Origin of the sequence: Leminorella grimontii, assembly GCF_039789245.1 — a bacterium.
Classification (GTDB): Bacteria; Pseudomonadota; Gammaproteobacteria; order Enterobacterales; family Enterobacteriaceae; genus Leminorella; species Leminorella grimontii.
Map to the genome: position 1 here is coordinate 1,428,091 of NZ_CP146357.1, position 21,595 is coordinate 1,449,685.

The window sequence follows — 21,595 nt, forward strand, 5'->3', positions numbered from 1 at the left end:
CGGTGTTTTAGTTTTTAGGCTCAAGAGGTCGTTGTGAAGCAAATATCTGAACTGGTCACGCAGCTGCATCAACGTTTACAGGACGTTGCTCGCCCTGAGCCGGGGTGGGATCGCGTTGAGCTGCCGCTGTCTTTTACGGCGCGCTCGCTGCTTGGCTGGCTGTCGGCCCAGTCTTTGTTTCCCCAGTTTTACTGGCGTCAGCGCGATGGCCGTGAAGAATTCGCCGTTTGTGGCGAAGTGGTGCGCTTTCACGACGCGCGCGCGGCCTATCGCTTTCTGGTACAGAGCGAGCGCTCTGACATGCGCGTCTGGGGGCTGAACGCCTTTGACCGGGTCGATGCGTCCGAAACGGCGGTGCCGAAGGGGGCACTGTTTCTGCCCCGCATTGAGCTATTGCGCGATGAGCTGGGTGTGCGGTTGGCGGTTAATCTTTACAGCGAAAGCTCGCTGGCCGACGACGTGAAGCGCGCGCAGCAGACGCTCGCTTCTCTGGTTTCCTCCAAACCTTTGGCGTCCTTAAGCGCTGCCGTGCTTGACGTCCACCATCAGCCTGAAAAAGAAGGCTGGTGTTCGCTGCTGCGTCAGGCCCTGTCGACTATTGCCGCCAAGCAGTTTGATAAAGTGGTGCTGGCGCGCAGGTCCACGCTGACGCTCAGCAAGCCGCTTAATCCGGCGGCGTTTTTAAACGCCAGCCAGAAGGTCAACCACCGCTGCTTTCATTTTATGATGCGCATGAATGACGAAACCGCTTTTTTGGGCTCGTCCCCCGAATGCCTGTTTTTGCGCGAAGGTAATCGTCTGACCACCGAAGCATTGGCCGGTACGGTAGCCGGTTCGCCGGACGACGAAAAGGCGAAGGCGCTCGGCGAATGGCTGATGCAGGACAAAAAGAATCAGCATGAAAACCTGCTGGTGGTCGATGATATCTGTCAGCGCCTGCAAGGGGGAACGGAAGCGATCGACGTGCTGCCGGCGGAAATCGTGCGGCTGCGCAAGGTGCAGCACCTTAAGCGCGCCATCCACGCGCAGCTTGCCGACGTCGACGACGCCGATACGCTGCAGCGCCTGCAGCCCACGGCGGCGGTGGCCGGCCTGCCGCGTGAAGCGGCCCGGCAGTTTATCGTACAGAACGAGCCGTTTACCCGCGGCTGGTATGCGGGCTCTGCGGGCTATCTCTCCCTTGGCCGCAGCGAGTTTGCCGTATCTCTGCGCTCGGCGCTGATTGAAGACGACAAAATTCACCTGTACGCCGGCGCGGGCATCGTCGCCGGCTCCGATCCTGAAGAAGAGTGGCTGGAGATAGAAAACAAGGCTGCGGGACTGAGGACGCTGCTGGAGCAGGAGGAGTAAGCGCACGCTTGCCGATATGAAAAAGGGATCGTTTCATTTCGCCGTACTCATTTCACTCACGCTGTTTGGCGTGCTTCCCGTGCGAGCGGCGTTTGAGGGCTATCTGCCCATGCCTCGCGCCGAGTTTGCTAAAAAGCGTGCGCTTAAACACCTGTTATTCGTTCCTATACCGGAAGACGGCCCCGAGGGGCCAACGCCGCTGTCTGGATGGCGTTTTCCTGAGGTTGGCGTCTCAGGCGTGACGCTGAAGCCCGTTAACCAGCAGGGCGATTACCCGCAAGAATGGGTGTTTGAGGGCCGCGACGGCAGTGGAAGGATTTGGACGGTCTATACCGGCGGGTTTTATTCTGCCGCCGGGAACGCGGAAATCTATCAGGCTGACCTCGACCGCAACGGCGTTCAGGATCTGATCGTCTTTGTTCCCAACGCGGGCAACGGCATGGCGCCCACATCACGGTTGGAAATCATCACCTTTGAGCGCGGCGGCAGGCCGGTGCTGTTGGAAACCTGGGGGTTTTATCGCGCGAGCGAAAAGGGCGTTGACGACCTGCTCGACCTCAAAAAAGACGGACGCGCGCAGCTGTTGACGATGAAGTTTAGCGACGGCTATTGGATTACCGATCTGTATCAGGTCAACGACGCCCGCTGGCAGCGCGTCAGCGGGCGATTTGGCCGCTTGACCTATCCTGCGCTTACGCGTTTTACCCATCGTGACAACCGGCGCGTTGTTCACACCATAAAACCGGGGATAAATCCCGTTGTGCCCGATTTGTCCAACGTGCGGGCGGTTAATTCGATGCGCTATCGCCTGCTGGACGCCGAAAATATGCGCTTTGAGGCCGATGACGGCAGCGTGCTGTCGGCGTGGGACCGCTCGCCGGTATTGGTGATAGACTCTCCTCAAGAGCGACAAATTTATAGCGGTTCGGCTGATGAGCAACGCCGTGAAGCAGCCCTGCGTCAACTGATGCAGGACAAGCGCACGGTGTGGCTTTACGGCTCGCCGCAGAACAGTAACGGCAATGAGCCTTTTACCCTTTGGGCAGGGCAGCTGGACGAGGCTTTGAGTTGTTCTGCTAAATAGATCGTTTTTGAGGCGCAGTATCGCTGCATTCGTAATTATCAATGCGTCATAACTCAATTTTAATAACATGAAGCGTCTGTTTAAATTTATAAGGCATAAAAACGGCCGCTGTTCGTTTGTCGGCATAGAGCTTGAGCGCATAGCGCCTGAAGAGGCTCTGCTCGTATGGAGAAAGAGGATAACTTTATGAATCTTACCTTCTTTGAACTCCGCGTTCTCCCGCCGATTATCTTTATTTTCTGCGCGCTGCTGGCGCTTTTCCTTAGCTGGCTTATCCCCGTTCATTTTCCGCTTGAGGCGCTAGCCTGGCTTTTATGCGCGCTCTGTTTCGTGGCATCCGGCGCTATCGGCATCGTTAGCCTGATTTCCTTCTGGCGAGCAAAAACGACGGTTAATCCAGTACGGGTGGACGCTGCAACCACGCTGGTCGAAGGCGGTCTGTATGCCTTTTCCCGTAACCCGATGTATCTGGCGTTTGCCTTGCTGCTGCTGAGCCTCTGTTTTTATCTCGCCAATCCCCTTACGTTTCTTGCCGTAGCGCTGTTTGTCGTCTATATCACCCGCTTTCAGATCGTGCCGGAGGAGCGGGCGCTGGAAGCGCGCTTTGGCGAGCGCTATCGCCTTTACCGGCAGCGCGTGCGGCGCTGGATTTAAGCTCGCTGTAATCGATTTTTCACCCGATCGTCATCAAAGAGAAATGTGATCAATGTTTAATTCTACGCGGGTAGACTTGATCTATCTACGCGAGTAGATACACTCGCATTAAAAACGTGTTGGTCGTTTAGCCGCGCTGAGCTGCCGAACGGTAGCCAGCGCATAGGTTGGATCAAAAGTAAGGATCGTAATAATGACAATAACGCATGATTCTGGCACCGCCGCTCAGTCCGAGCGGCTCGCTGCGGACGAACGCCTGTCCACGGAGGAGGGGCGCAAAGACTTTTGGCGAGCGACCCTTTCCTGCTGGCTGGGAACTACGATGGAATACGCTGACTTTGCGCTCTACGGCCTGGCGGCGGGGATTATTTTCGGCGACGTCTTCTTTCCTGACGCGACGCCGATAGTAGCGCTGATTTCCAGCTTCGCTACCTACTCGGTCGGCTTTATTGCCCGCCCGATAGGCGCTTTACTGTTCGGCTGGCTGGGTGACCGCAAGGGGCGCAAGCTGGTGATGGTGGTGACAATCACCCTGATGGGGGCATCGACGACGTTTATCGGGCTAATTCCCAGCTATGCGACCATCGGCCTGTGGGCGCCCGCCTGCTTGGCGTTTCTGCGCTTTATGCAGGGGCTGGGGGCCGGCGCAGAGCTTTCCGGCGGTGCGGTGATGCTGGGCGAGTACGCGCCTTCCGAACGCCGCGGGCTGGTTTCCTCTATCATTGCGCTGGGTTCCAACAGCGGCACGCTGCTGGCCTCGTTGGTATGGCTGCTGGTGCTGCAGATGGATCGCGAAACCCTGTTGGAGTGGGGCTGGCGGGTGCCGTTTCTTTCCAGCATTCTGATTGCCGCCGTGGCGCTGTTTATCCGCCGCCACATGCGCGAAACGCCGGTATTCGAACGCCAAAAGCAACTGCTGGCAGAACAGCGCCGCGCGGCGATGGAGGAAGGGCGCAAGCATGAGCAGGAGTCCGGCGAGCAGAAGAGCTTCTGGAAGCGCACTAAGGCCTTCTGGATCATGGTGGGGCTTCGCATCGGTGAGAACGGCCCGTCCTATCTGGCGCAGGGCTTTATCGTCGGCTACGTGGCCAAGGTGCTGATGGTCGACAAGTCGGTGCCGACGATGGCGGTGTTTATCGCCTCTTTGTTGGGATTTCTTATCATTCCTCTGTCGGGCTGGCTGTCCGATCGCTTTGGCCGACGCATTACCTACCGCTGGTTCTGCCTGCTGCTGGTGCTGTATGCCGTGCCCGCATTTATGCTGCTGGATACCCGCGAGCCGATTATCGTTATCCTGACGATTATCGTCGGCATGCTGATTGCCTCATTAGGCATCTTCGGGGTGCAGGCCGCATGGGGCGTTGAGCTGTTCGGCGTCACCAATCGCTACAGCAAAATGGCGGTCGCTAAAGAGCTGGGCTCGATAATGTCCGGAGGTACTGCGCCGCTGGTGGCGTCCTTCATGCTGTCGTTTGCCGGCCACTGGTGGCCGATCGCCGTCTACTTTATGCTGATGGCGGGCATTGGACTTGTAACCACGTTCTTTGCGCCGGAAACGCGCGGGCGCGATCTGAACCTGCCGGAAGACGCGATTTAAGCTCGCCATCTAGTGAAAAATGCCGACCGGAGCACGAGTTCTTGCTTTAGTCGGTATTTTTCAGCCCTGGGGTTCGGTATGCTGTACAACGGTTTGATTACTGGGTGTTTTGTACCCGTCATGCTTCGAGCTGCCTGTGCGTTGGCTTTGAATACTCGGCCCATCCGTGGGCCTCGCCCTTACGGGCCGCCGCAAGCGGCGTTCAAATCTGCTCCAGACAGATTTGTCGCTCACCCTAGTCACTTACTATTGTAAGCTCCTAGGGATTCGCTGCGTCGCCGCGTGATTCGGCCTGAAGGCCTCACCCTTACAGGGCCAGCGCAAGCGCTGTTCAAAACGCCACAGGCGTTTTGTCATACAACTCGAATTATTTAGGGTATATCTCTGTCCGTTAAGGTAGGTGGATACGCTGTGCTAAATCAACATCCTCGTCGCGTTACCCGCGCCGACGTCGCCAGGGAGGCGGGAACCTCCGTTGCAGTCGTTAGCTATGTGATTAACAACGGGCCTCGCCCGGTTGCTGAGGCGACCCGTCAGCGCGTTCTCGATGCGATTAAAAAGACCGGTTATCGCCCTAACGGCATCGCGCGCGCGCTGGCGTCGGGCACTACGCGCACCTACGGGCTGATTATCCCCAATATCGCCAACCCGTTTCTTTCCTCGATGGCGCATTCGCTTCAGCAGGAGGCCTTCGAACACGGTCAGGTGCTGCTTTTAGGAGACGCCGGCGACAACCGCCAGCGGGAGCTTGAGCTTATCAATAACCTGCTGCATCGACAGGTTGACGGCCTGCTGTATACCAGCGTCGACCGCCACCCCTATATTGAGTTGATTCAGGCGTCGGGTACGCCGTTCGTCATGCTGGACCGCGTCGATCCGGCGCTCAACGTCAGCGCTATCCGCGTCGACGAAAGGGCGGCGGCGTTCCAGGCGACCCGCCACCTGACGGAACACGGCTACCGCGATATCGCCATTATTTGCGGCCCCAGAGAGATGCTGAACACGCAGGACCGCATCAGCGGCTGGCGAGAGGCGCTGCAAACAGCCAGGCTTCCGGTGAAGGAGGAGTGGATATTCTCTACTACCTATACCCGAGAGGGCGGCTATCAGGCCGCCTGCCGAATGCTTGAAGGTACGCTTCCCAGAGCGCTGTTCGCCACCAACGAACTTCAGGCGCTGGGCTGCCTGAGGGCGCTTTCCGAGCGCGGCATCAAGGTTCCCGAGGAGGTGGCGCTGGTGTGCTTTAACGGCACCGTCGAATCGGAGTTCAACGTGCCTTCGCTAACTCATGTACGCCAGCCGGTTAAGGCGATGGCGAAAGCGGCGATTGAAATGCTTAAGAACTGGAACGGCACGCCGGAACTGAGGGAATTTTCGTTTGATTTGCTGATTGGCGAATCATGTGGGTGCTGCCCGACCTCGATAAAGTGAATCGACCAAGTGAAAAAACAAACTATGCGTTTAATAATTGATTGCGATCCCGGCAACGGCGTCGCCGGCGCCAACATTGATGACGGGTTGGCCCTGGCGGTCGCTATGGCCGCGCCAGAAATCAGCCTGGAGCTGATTACCACGGTGGCGGGAAATACGCCGAGCGAAGTGGGCTTCTCGGTGGCGCGCACGCTGACCGAGCGGATGGGGCTGGATATCCCCGTGCGTAGGGGAGCCTCCCGCGCGCTGGTGGAGCCTTCAGGGCCGTGGCGCGACAGGCTGGACAACGGCGCGGCGCGTGCGGGCCTGACGGACCTCTGGCACAACGTGCCGACGCCCTACGCGGTGAGCAGCGAATGTCCGCTGGCGGCTCACGCCATGGGCGAGCTTATCTGCAATAATCCCGGCGAGATAACCCTGATTGCTATCGGCCCGCTGACCAACGTTGCCCACGCGATGCACCTGTATCCTGACTTGGCGGAAAAGGTTAAAGAAATCATCATAATGGGTGGCGTATTCAACGTTGAGGGCTATATTAAAGATACTAACTTCGGCGTTGATCCCGAGGCGGCGCACGTCGTCTTGACCAGCGGCGCCAACGTTACGCTGGTGCCGATGGACGCCACCGTGCAAACCCAGATGGTGTTTGAAGATTTGGATCGGATTGCTGAAATCGGCTCGCCGCTGACCGACTATCTGGCGGAAACCGTTCGCCCCTGGATCCACTATTCGATGAAAACGCGCCGTTTGCCGGGCTGTTGGATCCACGACGTGTTGACAGTGGCCTGGCTATTGGATAAAAGCGTTGCAACAAGCCTGCATCAATACGTTGACGTTGCGCTGGAAAGGGGACTCGCGCGCGGAACGACCTGGCGCTGGGATCCCGATAGCTTGAGGCTGGACGTCGGCATTGCGCTCCCTCAGGGAAGGCCGGTAAAAATACTGCATCAGGTGGATAACCAAAAGCTGCTGTCCATTATTTATCATGCGCTGAGCCAGACTCGAGGTTAGTTGTATTTAATGTAGATTCTCCCTTCTGTTTCGTAACGAGGGGAAACGGGACGCCATTATGCTAACGCTGTTGCACTTACTCTCTTCCGTCGCTCTGCTGGTATGGGGAACGCATATCGTTCGTACCGGCGTAATGCGGATATTCGGCGCCGACCTGCGCCGCGCCCTCGGCGCCAGCGTGCGCCGAAAGGGGAGCGCCTTTGTGGCGGGGCTGGGCGTGACGGCGCTGGTTCAAAGCAGCAACGCGACGGCGCTGCTGGTCATTTCGTTTGTCGCACAGGGGCTGATTGGCCTGTCTCCAGCGCTGACCATCCTTCTCGGCGCCGACGTGGGTACGGCGCTGATGGCGCGCGTGCTGACCTTCGATCTTTCCTGGCTGTCTCCTCTGCTGATCCTGTTTGGCGTGATTGCCTTCCTAAGCCAAAAGAAAACCCGCGCGGGTCAGGTGGGCAGAGCGGGGATCGGCCTTGGTCTTATCCTGCTGGCGCTTCAGCTTATCGTCATTTCGGCCAAGCCGATGACGGAAGCCAGCGCGGTGCAGGAGGTGTTTTCATCGCTGGCGGGGGATGCGATCCTCGCGCTGCTGATTGGCGCGCTGTTCGCCATGCTCACCTATTCCAGCCTGGCGGCGGTGCTGCTGACGGCAACGCTGGCTGCGACGGGGTTGGTGCCGCTTAATATTGCGCTCTCGCTTGTGATTGGCTCTAATCTGGGCAGCGGCGCGCTGGCGGTGATCAGCAGCCGGGGGCAGGGTACGACCGCCAGGCGGCTGGTGTTGGGCAGCATGCTGTTTAAGGTTATTGGCTGCCTGCTGGTCGCCCCCTGGGTGACGATGCTGGCCCAGTGGGTGAAGCCCTATGGGCTGCCCGCTGCGGACGTCGTTATCTATTTCCACGTGGTTTACAACCTGGCGCGCTGCCTGGTCATGCTGCCGCTGGTGCAGCCGGTCGCTCGCCTGATGGAGCGCCTGTTGCCCGATGAGCCGACGACCGAGACGCGGCTTACGCCGCGCTATCTGGACCGCTCGGCGCTCGATACGCCGTCGCTGGCGCTGGCCAACGCAGTGCGAGAAACGCTGCGGCTGGGCGACGTTATCAGCCAGATGCTGGAGGGCTTTCAGCAGGTATTACAGGGCAACGCCCAGCACAAGCGGGTAGTGACCCACTTGAAGGACGAAAGCGACATGCTGTATGAGGCCATCAAGCTCTATCTGGCCCGGCTGCCGCAGGAAAGCCTGAGCGACAGCGACTCTCGTCGCTGGGCGGAAATTATCGGCACGGCGGTCAATCTGGAACAGGCGGGCGACATTATCTACCGCATGGCCGCGGAAGTATCGTCAAAATCGCTGAACGCCCAGCGCTTTTTCTCCCAAAAGGGCATTGAGGACTTAACCACGCTGCACGCGCGGCTGGTTAAAAACCTCGATTTAGCGATGTCGGTGTTCCTGTCCGGCGAGGTGGATAACGCCAGGCGCCTGCGTCGCGCCAAGCACAGGTTTCGCCTGCTCAATCAGCGTTATTCTTTGGCTCACGTCGAAAGGCTGCACCAGAATAATTTACAAAGCATGGAGACCAGCTCACTGCACATGGGGCTTTTGGCCGACATGAAGCGCCTGAACTCGCTGTTTTGCGCTGTAGCCTATTACGTGCTGGAAGTGCAGGACGAAGAGAACGCAGACGCGGAGGCGGGAACGGCCTGATTTGTCAGCTTTGTAAGCCGTGGGTAAAGGTTTGTTGCTCAGATTGAATTTACCCATTCAACCGGCTAATTTTATAGGAAATAACGGGATATCGCTTTGTAACGTGAAGGAGCCACAAAATGCGAGCAGACTACCCTACAAACTATGAAGTTGGCGACGTTGTCTTTACCTGTATCGGTCACCCCCTGTTTCGCCAGATCTCAGCGGCCTCTCTTTGTTGGAGCAACCACGTCGGCATTATCGTCGGCCACGACGGCAGCGACTATATCGTGGCGGAGAGCCGCGTGCCGCTGTCCTGTACCACGACCCTCAGCCGCTTTATCAATCGCTCCGTCGATGGCCGCTACGGCATTCGCCGACTGAGCGGCGGGCTTTGTGAAAAACAGAAGCAGGCGATCGTCGAGCAGGTGCCTTCCCGACTGTGGAAACTTTACCATACCGGATTTAACTACGACTCTGCGCGTCAGTTTTGCTCAAAGTTCGTATTTGATATTTATCGCGACGCGTTATCGATTCCGGTGGGCAAGATCGAAACTTTTGATCAACTACTCAACAGTAATCCAAACGCTCGGTTACAATTCTGGAACTTTTGGTTTCTGGGCTCGATTCCTTGGGAACGCAAAACGGTGACGCCGGCCAGCCTGTGGTTTTATCCCGAGCTTGAGTCGGTATACAGCAGCCACCCGGATGCAAGCGAAGCCGAGCCGGACTGGTATTATCATTAGGCCGCGTCCTGTAACTGCCCTCGGTGGCGATGCGGAGTCGACATGGCCTGGAGGAGTAACAACGTTGGGATATTATGCCGAAGAGACTGCCGACGAGATCGCGCAGTTTGTGAAAAATGAAGTCAGCCGTTTTGTTGAGGCGCATCCCAAAGAGATTTTTTCGGCCTTTGCGTTTGACTGCAATATCCATGAAGAGGTCGAGCTCAACCTGTGCTTGACCACTTCTGAACACCTGAATGAAATCCTGCATTATTACCAAACCGGCGCTAACGGCGCATACTACCTTTCCGATGAGGGCATCTTAAGCCTGAAGTACAACACCGGCGACTGGAAGTACCCATGTTTTAGCTCTATGAACTGCATTCGCGATGAGGAACATGACTACTTTTCCGTCAACGGTGAAGAGAAGTACCACTACTGGATAAGCCTGCTGTCGGGCATCATGGCTGACTTTATGAGGTCGCCGACGTTTGCCGCCATTCCCAAATGCGAGGACTTCAAAGTGCTGGTTTACGATCGCGAAGAAGAGCCGCACCATAGCCAGAAGCGCCTGAACGCCGCCGGCGACAGCGCCTTTTTCCGCCTTGACTAAGCGGTATCCCGCAACGGCCTCATTAAATTAAGTGTTTCTAACTGTGTCTAAAAATGCGAAAGAAAGCGCTTTTCGTTCTCTTCAGCAGATTTTCTTTGATGAAATCCCGCCATTTTTCTTCATAACTTTCTAATAAACAATGCGTTGTGGCTATTGGAGCCTCATCGGGCGCATTCATTGTCGCCTGGGCTGCCTTAGTGTAAAATAACTGCCGGTTATGAAACTTATCTTCATAAAAATCAAATAATTAATGGGTTTCGATAGGGCTATGTCAAATAGTGTGTTTAATCGCCGTTGGGCTTCGGTCGTGCTGGAAGCCTTAACGCGCCACGGAGTCGAACACGTCTGCATCGCGCCCGGCTCTCGTTCTACGCCGCTGACGTTGGCGGCCGCGGCGAATTCGAAACTGACCTGCCATACCCACTTTGATGAACGCGGTTTGGGCCATCTTGCCCTCGGCATGGCGAAAGTCAGCCACAGGCCGGTTGCGGTTATCGTCACGTCCGGGACCGCCGTCGCCAACCTTTATCCTGCGCTAATCGAAGCGGGCCTGACCGGCGAACGTTTGGTATTGTTAACCGCCGACAGGCCGCCGGAGCTTATTGACTGCGGCGCCAATCAGGCTATCCGCCAGACGGACATTTTTTCTCATCATCCTTCCGCGACGCTTTCTCTACCGCGCCCGACGCCCGATATTTCCGCCGCCTGGCTGGCTTCTGCGGTTGACGAGGCGGTGGCCGGGCTGTCGCAGGGGGCGCTACACGTTAACTGCCCGTTTGCCGAGCCGCTCTACGGCGGGGACGAAAGCGCCTATAGCGCGTGGTCCGACGCGCTGGGCGAGTGGTGGAATGAAACCTCTCCTTGGCTAAGTTTGCCCGGTGCGCTAGCGCTGCGCGCCGAACCCGACTGGGATTCGTGGCGCGTTCGCCGAGGCGTGGTGGTGGCCGCTCGCCTGACGGCATCGCAGGGTAGGGCCGTTGCCGCTTGGGCGCAAAAATTAGGCTGGCCTCTTCTCGGCGACGTGCTTTCCAGCTGCGGTCAGCCGCTTCCCTGTGCCGACCTGTGGCTGAATAATCCGCAGGCCAAGGAACGGCTGGCGCAGGCAGAGATCGTCATTCAGTTCGGCGGCAGCCTGACCGGTAAGCGCATGCTTCAGTGGCAGGCGGGGTGTTCTCCCAAAGAGTATTGGATTGTCGACGGCGTTCGCGGCAGGCTGGATCCGGCCAACCATCGTGGTCGACGCATCACGGGCGACATTGGCGAATGGCTGTCGATGCATCCGGCGACCGATGCCGCGCCCTGGGCCCCCGAGCTGGGAACGCTGGCTCAGAAAGCGCAGCGGCACGCGCAGGGCTATCTGGCCGAGCGCTTCGGCGAAGCGCAGTTTGCCAGCCGTTTACCTGAGCTGCTGCCCGAAGGCGGCCTGTTCTGGGCCGGAAACAGCCTGATCGTTCGCCTGATTGACGCGTTGGCGCAGCTGCCTGCGGGATATCCGGTTTATAGCAACCGCGGCGCCAGCGGCATTGACGGCCTGATTTCTACCGCGGCGGGCGTTCAACGCAGCGCGGATGCTCCGATGCTGGCGGTTATCGGCGATATCTCCGCGCTCTACGATCTCAACGCGCTGTCGTTATTTAGTCAGACCTGCCGACCGGCGGTGCTGGTGGTGGTGAATAACGACGGCGGTTCGATCTTCTCGCTGCTGCCAACGCCGGAAGTTGAGCGCGAGCGCTTCTACCGCATGCCGCACGGCTTCGGCTTTGAGCACGCGGCGGCAATGTTTGGACTGGACTACGTCCGCCCGGAAAGCTGGCAGGAACTAAAGCAGGCGGTCTCTGAACATTGGCGTCAGCCGAACGGAACGCTGCTGCTGGAGCTTCGCGTTGCGCCCCACGACGGCGCTCGGGCCTTGCAGCAGTTGGTATCCGACGCGGAGCGGCTTTAGTGCTGGGCTTGACGCGCTACCCCGCCGAACGTCCGTTGGACGACGACGCTCCTTGGCTGGTGTTTATTCACGGCCTGCTGGGGGACGGTCAAGACTGGGCAAAGGTGCTTCCTTACTTTAGCCGCTATTCCTGCGCTACGCTGGATTTGCCCGGCCACGGCGCATCCCGCTCCGTTGGCGTTGAAAGCTTTGACCACCTCGACCATTTACTGGCGCAAACCCTGCTGGCCTATAATATTAATCGTTATATACTCGTCGGCTACTCTCTCGGCGGCCGAACGGCGATGTATCATGCAGCCCTTGGCCAGAACGGCGGCCTGTGCGGCCTGGCCATTGAAGGCGGCAACCCCGGCCTTGACGACCTGGCCGAGCGAGACGCCCGACGGGCCCACGACGCCCAGTGGGCCGCACGCTTTCGGCAGCTTCCCTTCGATGAAGCGCTGGACGCATGGTATCGACAGCCGGTGTTTGCCGATTTGGACGACGATGCGCGCGGGCGCATGATTGAAAAGCGCATACAGAACAACGCCCTTACCGTTGCCGATATGCTTGAGGCCACTTCGCTTGGCCGCCAGCCCTGGTTAACGGCGCGGCTAAACGACGCGGTTGAAAAGCGGCGTCTCCCGTTTTGCTATCTTTGCGGCGAACGGGATCTCAAGTTTCAGCGCATTGCGTTGGAAAACCATTTTCCGCTGCGTATTGTCCCCGCGGCGGGTCATAACGCACATAGCGGCAACCCTGAGGGGTTTGCCAAAAGTTTGCTTACATTTTTAAAGGAATGCTAACCATGCTGTATCCAAGTGAAGAAGAACTGTACGCCCCGATCGAGTGGCAGGACTGCTCAGAAGGATTTCAAGACATTCGCTACCACAAGTCGGCCGAAGGGATTGCAAAAATCACCATCAACCGCCCCGAGGTGCGTAACGCATTCCGTCCGCTGACGGTCAAAGAGATGATCCAGGCGCTGTCTGACGCGCGCTATGACGACAACATCGGCACTATCGTCCTGACCGGCGAAGGTGAAAAGGCCTTCTGCTCCGGCGGCGACCAGCGCGTGCGCGGCGACTACGGCGGCTATAAGGACGACAGCGGCGTTCACCACCTCAACGTGCTGGACTTCCAGCGCCAGATCCGCACCTGCCCGAAGCCTATCGTTGCGGCGGTCGCCGGCTATTCCATCGGCGGCGGCCACGTGCTGCACATGATGTGCGACCTGACCATCGCGGCTGAAAACGCAGTTTTCGGTCAAACCGGCCCGAAGGTCGGCTCTTTTGACGGCGGCTGGGGCGCGTCCTACATGGCCCGCATCGTCGGCCAGAAGAAGGCGCGCGAAATTTGGTTCCTGTGCCGTCAGTATAACGCTCAAGAAGCGCTGGACATGGGGCTGGTCAACACCGTTGTGCCGGTCGCCGAGCTGGAAAGAGAAACCGTTCGCTGGTGCCGTGAAATGCTGCGCAACAGCCCGATGGCGCTGCGCTGCCTGAAGGCGTCGCTCAACGCCGACTGCGACGGTCAGGCCGGTCTGCAGGAGCTGGCGGGCAACGCCACCATGCTGTTCTACATGACCGAAGAAGGACAAGAGGGGCGCAACGCGTTCAACGAAAAGCGCCAGCCGGACTTCAGCAAATTCAAGCGTAATCCGTAATGCGCCGGGTCGAACTCTACCGCTTTAGCCTGCCGATGGAGGCAGGCGTTATCCTGCGCAATCAGCGGTTAAAAACGCGCGACGGCCTGCTGGTGTGTCTGGAAGAGAACGGCAGGCAGGGGTGGGGAGAAATCTCCCCGTTGCCGGAGTTCTCTCAGGAGACGCTGGATGATGCGGAAGCGGCCACCTTAGGTTGGCTGCACAGCTGGGTTAATGGCGAACAGGCGTTCGACTGCGCGCTGCCTTCGGTTTCTTTCGGCCTGAGCTGCGCGCTGGCGGAGCTTGAGGGGACGCTTCCCGAAAAGGCGGACTATCGAAAGGCGCCGCTGTGCAACGGCGACCCGGACGAGCTGTTTCCCGCCCTGGGCGCGATGCAGGGCGAGAAGGTGGCGAAAGTGAAGGTAGGGCTGTATGAGGCGGTGCGCGACGGCATGATCGTCAACCTGCTGCTGGAAGCTATCTCTGACCTTAAGCTGCGTCTGGACGCCAACCGCAGTTGGACTCGCGCCAAGGCCGACGGCTTTGTGAAGTACGTTGCCCCCGAGCTGCGTCCTCGCATCCAGTTTCTGGAGGAGCCCTGTAAAACTCGGGAAGAGTCCCGTCAGTTTACGCGGGAAACGGGGATCGCTATCGCGTGGGATGAAAGCGTGCGCGAACCGGACTTCGTCGTAGAGGCCGAGCCGGGCGTAGCGGCGATTATCATCAAGCCTACGCTGGTGGGTAACTTACAGCGCTGTCAGCGTCTGGTTCAGCAGGCCCATGAAGCCGGTATGATGGCGGTCATCAGCTCTTCCATTGAAAGCAGCTTTGGCTTAACCCAGCTGGCCCGCATCGCCGCGTGGCTGACGCCGAATACCATTCCGGGGTTGGATACGCTTTCTCTGATGCAGTCCCAGCTGGTTCGCTCATGGCCGGACAGCCCGCTGCCGATACTGGGCCTTGACTCGCTGGACGTCGTATGGCGCCGTTAGACTGCCCGGAGTTTTTTGACTGGCCGTGGCGGCAGTGGGCAACCCAGCGTCCTGACGCGATTGCCCTGATCCGCGGCCAACGGGAGATCTCCTGGCTGCGGCTGGCGGAGGAAGTCAACGCCCTGTGCGCTCGCTTTTACCAAAGCGGCGTGCGCGAAGGGCAGGGCGTCGCTCTGAGAGGAAAAAACGGCGAAGAGCTGCTGCTGGCCTATCTGGCCGTGCTGCAGCTCGGTGCCAGAGTTTTACCCCTTAATCCTCAACTGCCGGAATCTCTGCTGGCGGAGCTGCTGCCTTCTCTTGATATTCACTATGGCTGGTGCGCGCACAACGGCGTCTGGAGTTCAGATATCGCGCCGCTGTCGCCGTTTTCCGCCGAGCTTTTGAGCTGTGACTACCAGGATGAGCATGCCCCATGGCCGTGCGACAGCGCGCTGACCATGACGCTAACCTCCGGCTCCAGCGGCCTGCCCAAGGCGGTAGTGCATCGCCCTGGCGCCCACCTGGCGAACGCGAGAGGGCTGCTGCAACGGATGCCGTTTGAGGTCGGCGACCGCTGGCTGCTGTCTTTGCCGCTGTTTCACGTGTCCGGCCAGGGTATCCTCTGGCGCTGGCTGTTTAAGGGCGCGACGCTGGTTCAGCGAAATATGCACCCTTTGGGAGACGCGCTTTCGGGCTGTACTCACGCTTCGCTGGTGCCAACTCAGCTTTGGCGCCTGCTGGAGCAGCCCGCGTCCGGACTGGCGTTAAAGCAAGTATTACTTGGCGGCGCGACTATCCCCGTAGAGCTGACCACCCGCGCTATGAATGTGGGCATCAGCTGCTGGTGCGGCTACGGCATGACCGAGATGGCCTCTACCGCCTGCGCCAAGCCGGCGGACGCCAGCGCGGGCGTAGGCGTGCCGCTGCCGGGGCGGGAGCTTCGCATCGTGCGCGATGAGATTTGGCTTAAGGGCAGCGGTCAGGCGCTCGGCTACTGGCAAAAGGGGCACGTGCGTGAGCTTACCGATGCCGAAGGCTGGTTTCACACCCGCGATCGCGGTGAAATCAGAGACGGCGAGCTGTTCGTTCAGGGGCGTCTGGATAACCTGTTCTTCAGCGGCGGAGAGGGCATCCAGCCGGAAGACATCGAACGGGCGCTGGCCACGCATCCCGCCGTTCATCAGGCTTTTGTTGTACCCATCGACAGCGCTGAGTTCGGCCAGCGGCCGGTAGCGGTGATCGACAGCGACATCGGTTTTGATATCGCTAAGCTGTCTACCTGGCTTGAGGGTAAGGTTCCGCGCTTCCAAATTCCCGATGCGTACTATCTGTTGCCGGAGCGCCTGAAACAGGGGGGGATTAAGATCTCCCGGCAGGCGGTGAGGGAGTGGGTGAGGTTGGGGGCGGGGAGTTAATTCAAACGAAAGATATAGTAATTTTTCTCAATTAATCAGCTTGTTACATCAATAAAATATTGCCAAGCCTACCACTTATTTAAAGAGGGTGAAAGATGTCGTCATACCAATTGTGTGACCAAACCCTCTATTCCTTTTCGACCTTCGTGATACTGTTTCTATTATATAGTTGTATTATGCAACCAATAAAAACAATAAGAGACTCCCATAATGGCGAGCAACACAAACCTGGTCGAAAAAATACGTTCCGCTTCCCGCCTGATGGTGCGTGAATTGGGCTTCATGAACGCAACGCTGGCGGCGACGGACTACTCTCCCTCTGCGGTGCATGCGCTGCTTGAGATCGAATCGAACGAGACCATGACGGCGGCCAGGCTTGCACAGGCGCTCTGCCTTGAAAAGTCCAGCGTGAGCCGGATGCTTGGCAAGCTGATTAAAGCCGGGGAGCTTGAAGAGTTGCCCGTCGACGGCGACGGCCGGTTTAAGCAGCTGCGCCTGACGGCCAAGGGCCAGCGTACCGTTGAAGAAATCCACGCTTACGGACGCATGCAGGTGGAAACGGCGATGCAGCGCCTTAATCCTGCCCAGCAGCAGGCGGTTGCGCAGGGCATTTTCTGCTACGCCCAGGCGCTTAAATCTCGCCGAACGGGGGAAGCAGGCGCAGCGCCCAGCGAAATAAGAATTGAAGCAGGCTACCGCCCCGGCCTTATTGGTCGGGTAGCGGAAATGCACGCGGCGTATTATTCAACGCATTCCGGCTTCGGCCAGTATTTTGAAAGCAAGGTCGCTTCCGGCATTGCCGAATTTGTCGGTCGTCTTGATGAACCCTGCAACGGCGTTTGGGCTGCGATGCTTAACGACAGGATCGTCGGTTCCATTGCGATCGACGGTCAGGACTTGGGCAACGGCGAGGCGCATTTACGCTGGTTTATTCTGGACGACGGATGCCGCGGTAGCGGCGTGGGAAAGATTTTGATTGAGACCGCGCTAGCGTTTTGCGATAGGCACGAGTTCAAGGCCACCCAGCTTTGGACGTTTAAGGGGCTGGATGCGGCAAGGCGTCTGTATGAATCGCACGGGTTTGTTCTCGTTCATGAGGAAGAGGGCAGCCAGTGGGGGAGCGTGGTGACGGAGCAGCAGTTTACGCGCAAGAGGCCGTGATGCGTTTATCGTTCTCGAACGAGGACACGTTAAATCGAAGTCAATCCACCGGAGAGAGGCGTTTACTCCACCCACTCCACCTCTCTCCATCCCCTAACGCTGTTAAAAAACGCCACCCCCCGCGCCTGCGCAAGCAGCCTACGGGGGATGACCGCTTCTTCAATCTTCCCCGCCGCAAGCAGCGCTTCACGCTCCGTGCCCGGCAGCAGGCCGCAGGTAAGCGCGGGCGTTAGCCAGCGGCCATCGAGCAGCAGCGCGACGTTGCCGTTGACGAACTCGGTGATTTCGTCGCGCTCGTTGTACAGCAGATATTCATCGTCCAGAGAGGCCTTGGGATAAGCGTCCCGCAGGATGGTTTTATGGTAGAGCAGCCGGTTTTGGCTGTTGACCGGGAAGGGCGACCAGCGGGCGGACAGCGGAGTCGTGAGCGGCGTGACGGCTTCTGCACTGAGTTCAAGCTCACCGTCGGCGTCGAGCAGCAGCCGAACCTTATGGCTGCCATCAGCGTTGGCTGAAGCCAGTTCCCGCAGGGCGCGTTCTGTTTCTTTCTTATCGAAACAAAAGTTGAAATAGCGAGCCGAAGCGGCCAGCCGGCTAAGGTGTTTGTCCAATAGTGTGTAGCCGCCGTTTTTCAACAACAGGCTTTCCAGCAGTTGCTCAGGCTGCTGGAGGCCTTTAAGCACGCGCGTTTTGTCGATGACTTCCTGATACTCGTTTTCCGCGCTGGAGTCCCAGGTGATGCCGCCTCCTACGCCGTAGCGGGCGACGGAGGTCTGCGTGTCGATAACCACGGTACGGATAGGTACGTTAAACAGCGCTTCACCCTGTGGCGTAACGTAACCAATGGCGCCGCAGTAAACCTCTCTCGGCAGCGGTTCAAGCTCGGCGATAAGCCTCATGGTGCTGGCTTTGGGCGCACCGGTGATAGAGCCGCAGGGGAACAGGGCGCGAAAGACGTCGGTCAGCCCAACGTCGCTACGCGTTTTGGCGGTAACGGTAGAGGTCATCTGCCAGACGGTAGGGTACTGCTCAACGTCGAACAGGCTAGGGACTTTCACGCTGCCCGGTTCGGCTATCTGGCTCAGGTCGTTACGCAGCAGGTCGACGATCATGACGTTTTCCGCCCGATCCTTTTCCGATTCCATGAGCTTCGCGCGCTGAGCCAGATCGCCCTCGGCGTCCAGCCCTCTGGCGGCAGTGCCCTTCATCGGACGCGTGGTGATGCTTCCCGCTTTCCAATGGAAGAACAGTTCGGGTGACGCGGACAGGATTTTAAAGCGGCCGCAGTTCAGAAGCGCGCAATAGTCAGCACGTTGAGCGTCTTTTAACTGTGAGTAGAGCGCGTTAAGCGCCGCCTCGTCGCATCCATCCAGACAGCTTTCAAGCCTAATGGTGTAGTTGGTCTGATAGGTGTTACCGGCCCAAATCTCTTGCTTAATGCGCGCAATGGCGCTGCGGTAGCTTTCAACGTCGGTTAACGGCGACCACGCAAGCGGCGGGGCGATGGCGCTTTTATCCTTTTCGTCGTCCGACTCTGCGTTCTGATAAATACCGAACCATAACAGAGGCATCTCTCCCTGCGGCGGCGAGCGATAAAACGGCTGAAAGGCCGGAGCGGCCTCATAGGCGATAAAGCCTGCGGCGTAATAGCCTTGGGCAACGGCCTGCTCCACGTCATGCAGGCATCCAACGACTTCATCTACGCGGGACGTTTGAATAATGCGAATGGGGCGACGAAACAGCGTTGTCCGTTGGTCAAAGTCAAAGCGCAGCGTCACGTCAAACAACCTCATTCGTATAGTTGGCCAGAAAGTTGTGGATTATTTGCTTTCCGCTGTCGGTCAATATGGCTTCCGGATGAAACTGTACGCCCTCAATCGGCAGTTCGACGTGGCGAAGCGCCATCACGATACCGTCCTGCGTTTGGGCCGTAATGCAAAGCGCGTCGGGCAGTGTGGCCGCGTCTACCATCAGCGAGTGATAGCGCGTGACGCGAAGCGGGTTTTGCAGGCCGTGAAACAGCGTTTGCCCATCGTGGTCGATAAGCGCCGTTTTGCCGTGAGTCGGCGTCGGGCAGGACACGATGCGGGCGCCTAAGGCGCTGGCGATGGCCTGATGGCCTAAGCAAACGCCGAGCAGGGGGATATGCCCAGCGAACCGTTTAATCACTGATAGCGTAATCCCTGCGCCTTCTGGCCTGCCGGGGCCGGGGGACAGCACGATGGCCGATGGCGCAAGTGCGGCGATTTCACTGAGCGACAGCGCGTCGTTTTTACCGATATGCACCCGTACGCCGGACTGGCGCAGGTAGTCGTACAGGTTATAGGTAAAGGAGTCGTAGTTGTCGAGAAGCAGGATCATACCGGGCCGCTTTTGCTTAAAAGAGCGGTCATTCTAGCGAATAGGAGATGAATGGAAAGTGGAAAATGCCCCGCCGAGCGGCGGGGCGGGCAGAGGTGAGGGATTACATCATCTCTTTTACGGCTTTGGCGACGCCGTTGCCGTAGTCAGGATGCACCTGTGTAAACAGGTCTATCTGACGCTGGCGGATGTGCTCTGGCACCTGAATCAGCTCGCCGGCGATGCGTTTAAACATGCGCTCGTGCTCCTGCGGGCTAAGCAGATTAAACAGCGCTCTCGGCTGGCTGAAGTAGTCAGTATCTTCCCGATGGTTCCAGTGATCGGCTGCACCTTCCAGCGTCAGCGGCGGCTCTCTGAAGTCCGGCTGCTCTTTGAACACGCCGAAGCTGTTTGGCTCGTAGGTTGCGCCACTGCCGCTGTTGCCGTCCACGCGCATCGCGCCGTCGCGATGATAGTTATGGAACGGGCAGCGCGGAGCGTTGACCGGGATTTGGTGATGGTTAACGCCTAAACGATAGCGGTGCGCGTCGCCGTAGGAGAACAGGCGGCCTTGCAGCATTTTGTCCGGCGAGAAGCCGATGCCGGGCACGACGTTGGCTGGGTTCATCGCGACCTGCTCCACTTCGGAGAAGTAGTTTTCCGGGTTGCGGTTGAGTTCAAGCACGCCGACTTCAATCAGCGGCGCGTCTTTATGCAGCCAGACCTTGGTCAGATCGAACGGATTGTAAGGCAGCTTGCTTGCGTCTTTTTCTTCAATGACCTGCACGAACAGCGTCCAGCGTGGGAAGTCGCGTTTTTCAATGGCTTCGTACAGATCGCGCTGAGAGCTTTCACGGTCTTGGCCGATAAGCTTTTCCGCCTCGTCGTCCATCAGGTTTTTGATGCCCTGCTGGGTGCGTAGATGGAACTTCACCCAGTAGCGCTTGTTGTCTGCGCTGATAAAGCTGAAGGTGTGGCTGCCGAAGCCGTGCATGTTGCGATAGGAATAGGGCAGGCCGCGGTCGCTAAAGTCGATGGTCAACTGGTGCAGCGATTCCGGAAGCTGAGAGAAGAAGTCCCACTTGTAGGTCGGATTGCGCAGGTTGGTGCGTGGGTCGCGCTTAACGACGTGGTTGAGATCCGGGAACTTCAGTGGGTCGCGTAGATAGAAGACCGGCGTATCGTTGCCGACCAGGTCCCAGTTGCCCTCTTCGGTATAAAACTTGATGGCAAAGCCGCGGATGTCGCGCTCTGCATCAGCGGCGCCGCGCTCACCGGCAACGGTTGAGAAGCGGATAAAGAGATCGGTTTTTTTGCCAATCTCTGAAAAAATCTTGGCTCGCGTGTACTTGGTAATATCGTGCGTTACGGTAAAGGTGCCATAGGCGCCGGAACCCTTAGCGTGCATACGGCGCTCGGGGATCACTTCACGGTCGAAGTGGGCCAGCTTTTCGAGAAACCAAACGTTTTGCAACAGCATCGGGCCTCTGGGGCCAGCGGTCATTACGTTGTTGTTATCAACGACCGGGGCGCCAGATCCGGTTGTCAGTTTTTTATCGCTCATCATTTTCTCCTGTAGAAGTTACAAGTCCTGGGTACGCCTAATCTCGGTGTACCCCTTTATTGTTATGCCTATCGTTCTTTTATATCCAATCGCTAGGTTCTATTAACTCAATCAGATAAACCGATGCATAGCGGTTTGGTCTCCCGTCGGTCTCAAAAGGCCAATGAACGGGCCAAGCGCGGGTTTAAAGAAAAAGATGAATGTCTTATTTATTATTTTTTCTCCGAGCAAATGCGCTGTTTTAATTAGAAAATTTCTGGAATGGGCTGCGAATCGGATAATGATAAGCATTAAATCACTGTTCCTATTGAATGATAAGTCCTTATCAATAGCAGTGGCTTTATAACAAGAGGGATTTCTTCAGATAAGCCGGTCGGCTCACAGTTTAGGAATATTTATGACGAAAGTCCGTGGCGAAATGCAGAAGTTTGG

The 21,595-nt window shown here is 58.0% G+C and carries 18 protein-coding genes; 15 read left to right on the forward strand and 3 right to left on the reverse strand.

Annotated features, from left to right (window positions below; all coding sequences use genetic code 11):
- The first annotated feature begins 33 nt into the window (after nucleotides 1-33).
- The 15 genes from menF (at nucleotide 34) to V8L73_RS06990 (ending at nucleotide 17,259) form a co-directional block, all read left to right on the forward strand.
- The gene (menF, locus tag V8L73_RS06920) at nucleotides 34-1,350 is read left to right on the forward strand and encodes an isochorismate synthase MenF (protein ID WP_027274377.1); all 1,317 of its coding nucleotides are present in this window, start codon (nucleotides 34-36) and stop codon (nucleotides 1,348-1,350) included.
- A 16-nt stretch (nucleotides 1,351-1,366) separates the two neighbouring features.
- Nucleotides 1,367-2,434, forward strand: a complete 1,068-nt coding sequence (locus V8L73_RS06925) for a hypothetical protein (RefSeq protein ID WP_347254471.1) — start codon at nucleotides 1,367-1,369, stop codon at nucleotides 2,432-2,434.
- A gap of 186 nt (nucleotides 2,435-2,620) precedes the next feature.
- On the forward strand, nucleotides 2,621-3,088 hold the full coding sequence (locus V8L73_RS06930) for an isoprenylcysteine carboxylmethyltransferase family protein (RefSeq protein ID WP_347254472.1): 468 nt from the start codon (nucleotides 2,621-2,623) through the stop codon (nucleotides 3,086-3,088).
- 193 nt (nucleotides 3,089-3,281) lie between these two features.
- Entirely contained in the window at nucleotides 3,282-4,685 is a 1,404-nt protein-coding gene (locus V8L73_RS06935; protein ID WP_027274380.1) for an MFS transporter, read from the forward strand.
- A 411-nt stretch (nucleotides 4,686-5,096) separates the two neighbouring features.
- Nucleotides 5,097-6,116, forward strand: coding sequence for a LacI family DNA-binding transcriptional regulator (locus V8L73_RS06940; protein WP_261831540.1), 1,020 nt, complete (start codon nucleotides 5,097-5,099; stop codon nucleotides 6,114-6,116).
- A gap of 24 nt (nucleotides 6,117-6,140) precedes the next feature.
- Nucleotides 6,141-7,127, forward strand: coding sequence for a nucleoside hydrolase (locus tag V8L73_RS06945; RefSeq protein ID WP_347254473.1), 987 nt, complete (start codon nucleotides 6,141-6,143; stop codon nucleotides 7,125-7,127).
- A gap of 58 nt (nucleotides 7,128-7,185) precedes the next feature.
- On the forward strand, nucleotides 7,186-8,826 hold the full coding sequence (locus tag V8L73_RS06950; RefSeq protein ID WP_347254474.1) for a Na/Pi cotransporter family protein: 1,641 nt from the start codon (nucleotides 7,186-7,188) through the stop codon (nucleotides 8,824-8,826).
- Between the two features lie 119 nt (nucleotides 8,827-8,945).
- Complete coding sequence (locus tag V8L73_RS06955) at nucleotides 8,946-9,551, forward strand: YebB family permuted papain-like enzyme (protein ID WP_347254475.1); 606 nt, start codon at nucleotides 8,946-8,948, stop codon at nucleotides 9,549-9,551.
- A 64-nt stretch (nucleotides 9,552-9,615) separates the two neighbouring features.
- Nucleotides 9,616-10,143: a DUF4303 domain-containing protein gene (locus V8L73_RS06960; RefSeq protein ID WP_051155674.1), complete on the forward strand. Its 528-nt coding sequence runs from the start codon at nucleotides 9,616-9,618 to the stop codon at nucleotides 10,141-10,143.
- Nucleotides 10,144-10,411: 268 nt separating this feature from the next.
- Nucleotides 10,412-12,088: a 2-succinyl-5-enolpyruvyl-6-hydroxy-3-cyclohexene-1-carboxylic-acid synthase gene (gene menD, locus V8L73_RS06965; RefSeq protein ID WP_347254476.1), complete on the forward strand. Its 1,677-nt coding sequence runs from the start codon at nucleotides 10,412-10,414 to the stop codon at nucleotides 12,086-12,088.
- The gene (menH, locus tag V8L73_RS06970) at nucleotides 12,088-12,873 is read left to right on the forward strand and encodes a 2-succinyl-6-hydroxy-2,4-cyclohexadiene-1-carboxylate synthase (protein WP_347254477.1); all 786 of its coding nucleotides are present in this window, start codon (nucleotides 12,088-12,090) and stop codon (nucleotides 12,871-12,873) included. Before menD ends, menH begins: the two co-directional genes overlap by 1 nt.
- A 2-nt stretch (nucleotides 12,874-12,875) precedes the next feature.
- Entirely contained in the window at nucleotides 12,876-13,733 is an 858-nt protein-coding gene (menB, locus tag V8L73_RS06975) for a 1,4-dihydroxy-2-naphthoyl-CoA synthase (RefSeq protein ID WP_027274387.1), read from the forward strand.
- Entirely contained in the window at nucleotides 13,733-14,704 is a 972-nt protein-coding gene (menC, locus tag V8L73_RS06980; protein ID WP_347254478.1) for an o-succinylbenzoate synthase, read from the forward strand. Before menB ends, menC begins: the two co-directional genes overlap by 1 nt.
- On the forward strand, nucleotides 14,692-16,098 hold the full coding sequence (menE, locus tag V8L73_RS06985) for an o-succinylbenzoate--CoA ligase (protein ID WP_347254479.1): 1,407 nt from the start codon (nucleotides 14,692-14,694) through the stop codon (nucleotides 16,096-16,098). Before menC ends, menE begins: the two co-directional genes overlap by 13 nt.
- Before the next feature lie 210 nt (nucleotides 16,099-16,308).
- Nucleotides 16,309-17,259 carry a bifunctional helix-turn-helix transcriptional regulator/GNAT family N-acetyltransferase gene (locus V8L73_RS06990; protein WP_347254480.1) on the forward strand — a complete coding sequence of 317 codons (951 nt, stop codon included), beginning with the start codon at nucleotides 16,309-16,311 and terminating at the stop codon, nucleotides 17,257-17,259.
- 62 nt (nucleotides 17,260-17,321) lie between these two features.
- Here the strand turns inward: V8L73_RS06990 and pabB are convergent, their stop codons facing one another.
- From pabB to V8L73_RS07005, 3 genes are all read right to left on the reverse strand, one after another.
- On the reverse strand, nucleotides 17,322-19,052 hold the full coding sequence (pabB, locus tag V8L73_RS06995) for an aminodeoxychorismate synthase component I (RefSeq protein ID WP_347254481.1): 1,731 nt from the start codon (nucleotides 19,050-19,052) through the stop codon (nucleotides 17,322-17,324).
- On the reverse strand, nucleotides 19,039-19,620 hold the full coding sequence (locus tag V8L73_RS07000; RefSeq protein ID WP_347254482.1) for an aminodeoxychorismate/anthranilate synthase component II: 582 nt from the start codon (nucleotides 19,618-19,620) through the stop codon (nucleotides 19,039-19,041). The genes pabB and V8L73_RS07000 overlap by 14 nt, the downstream gene beginning before the upstream one ends.
- Before the next feature lie 103 nt (nucleotides 19,621-19,723).
- Entirely contained in the window at nucleotides 19,724-21,163 is a 1,440-nt protein-coding gene (locus V8L73_RS07005) for a catalase (RefSeq protein ID WP_347254483.1), read from the reverse strand.
- Nucleotides 21,164-21,595 lie beyond the last annotated feature (432 nt).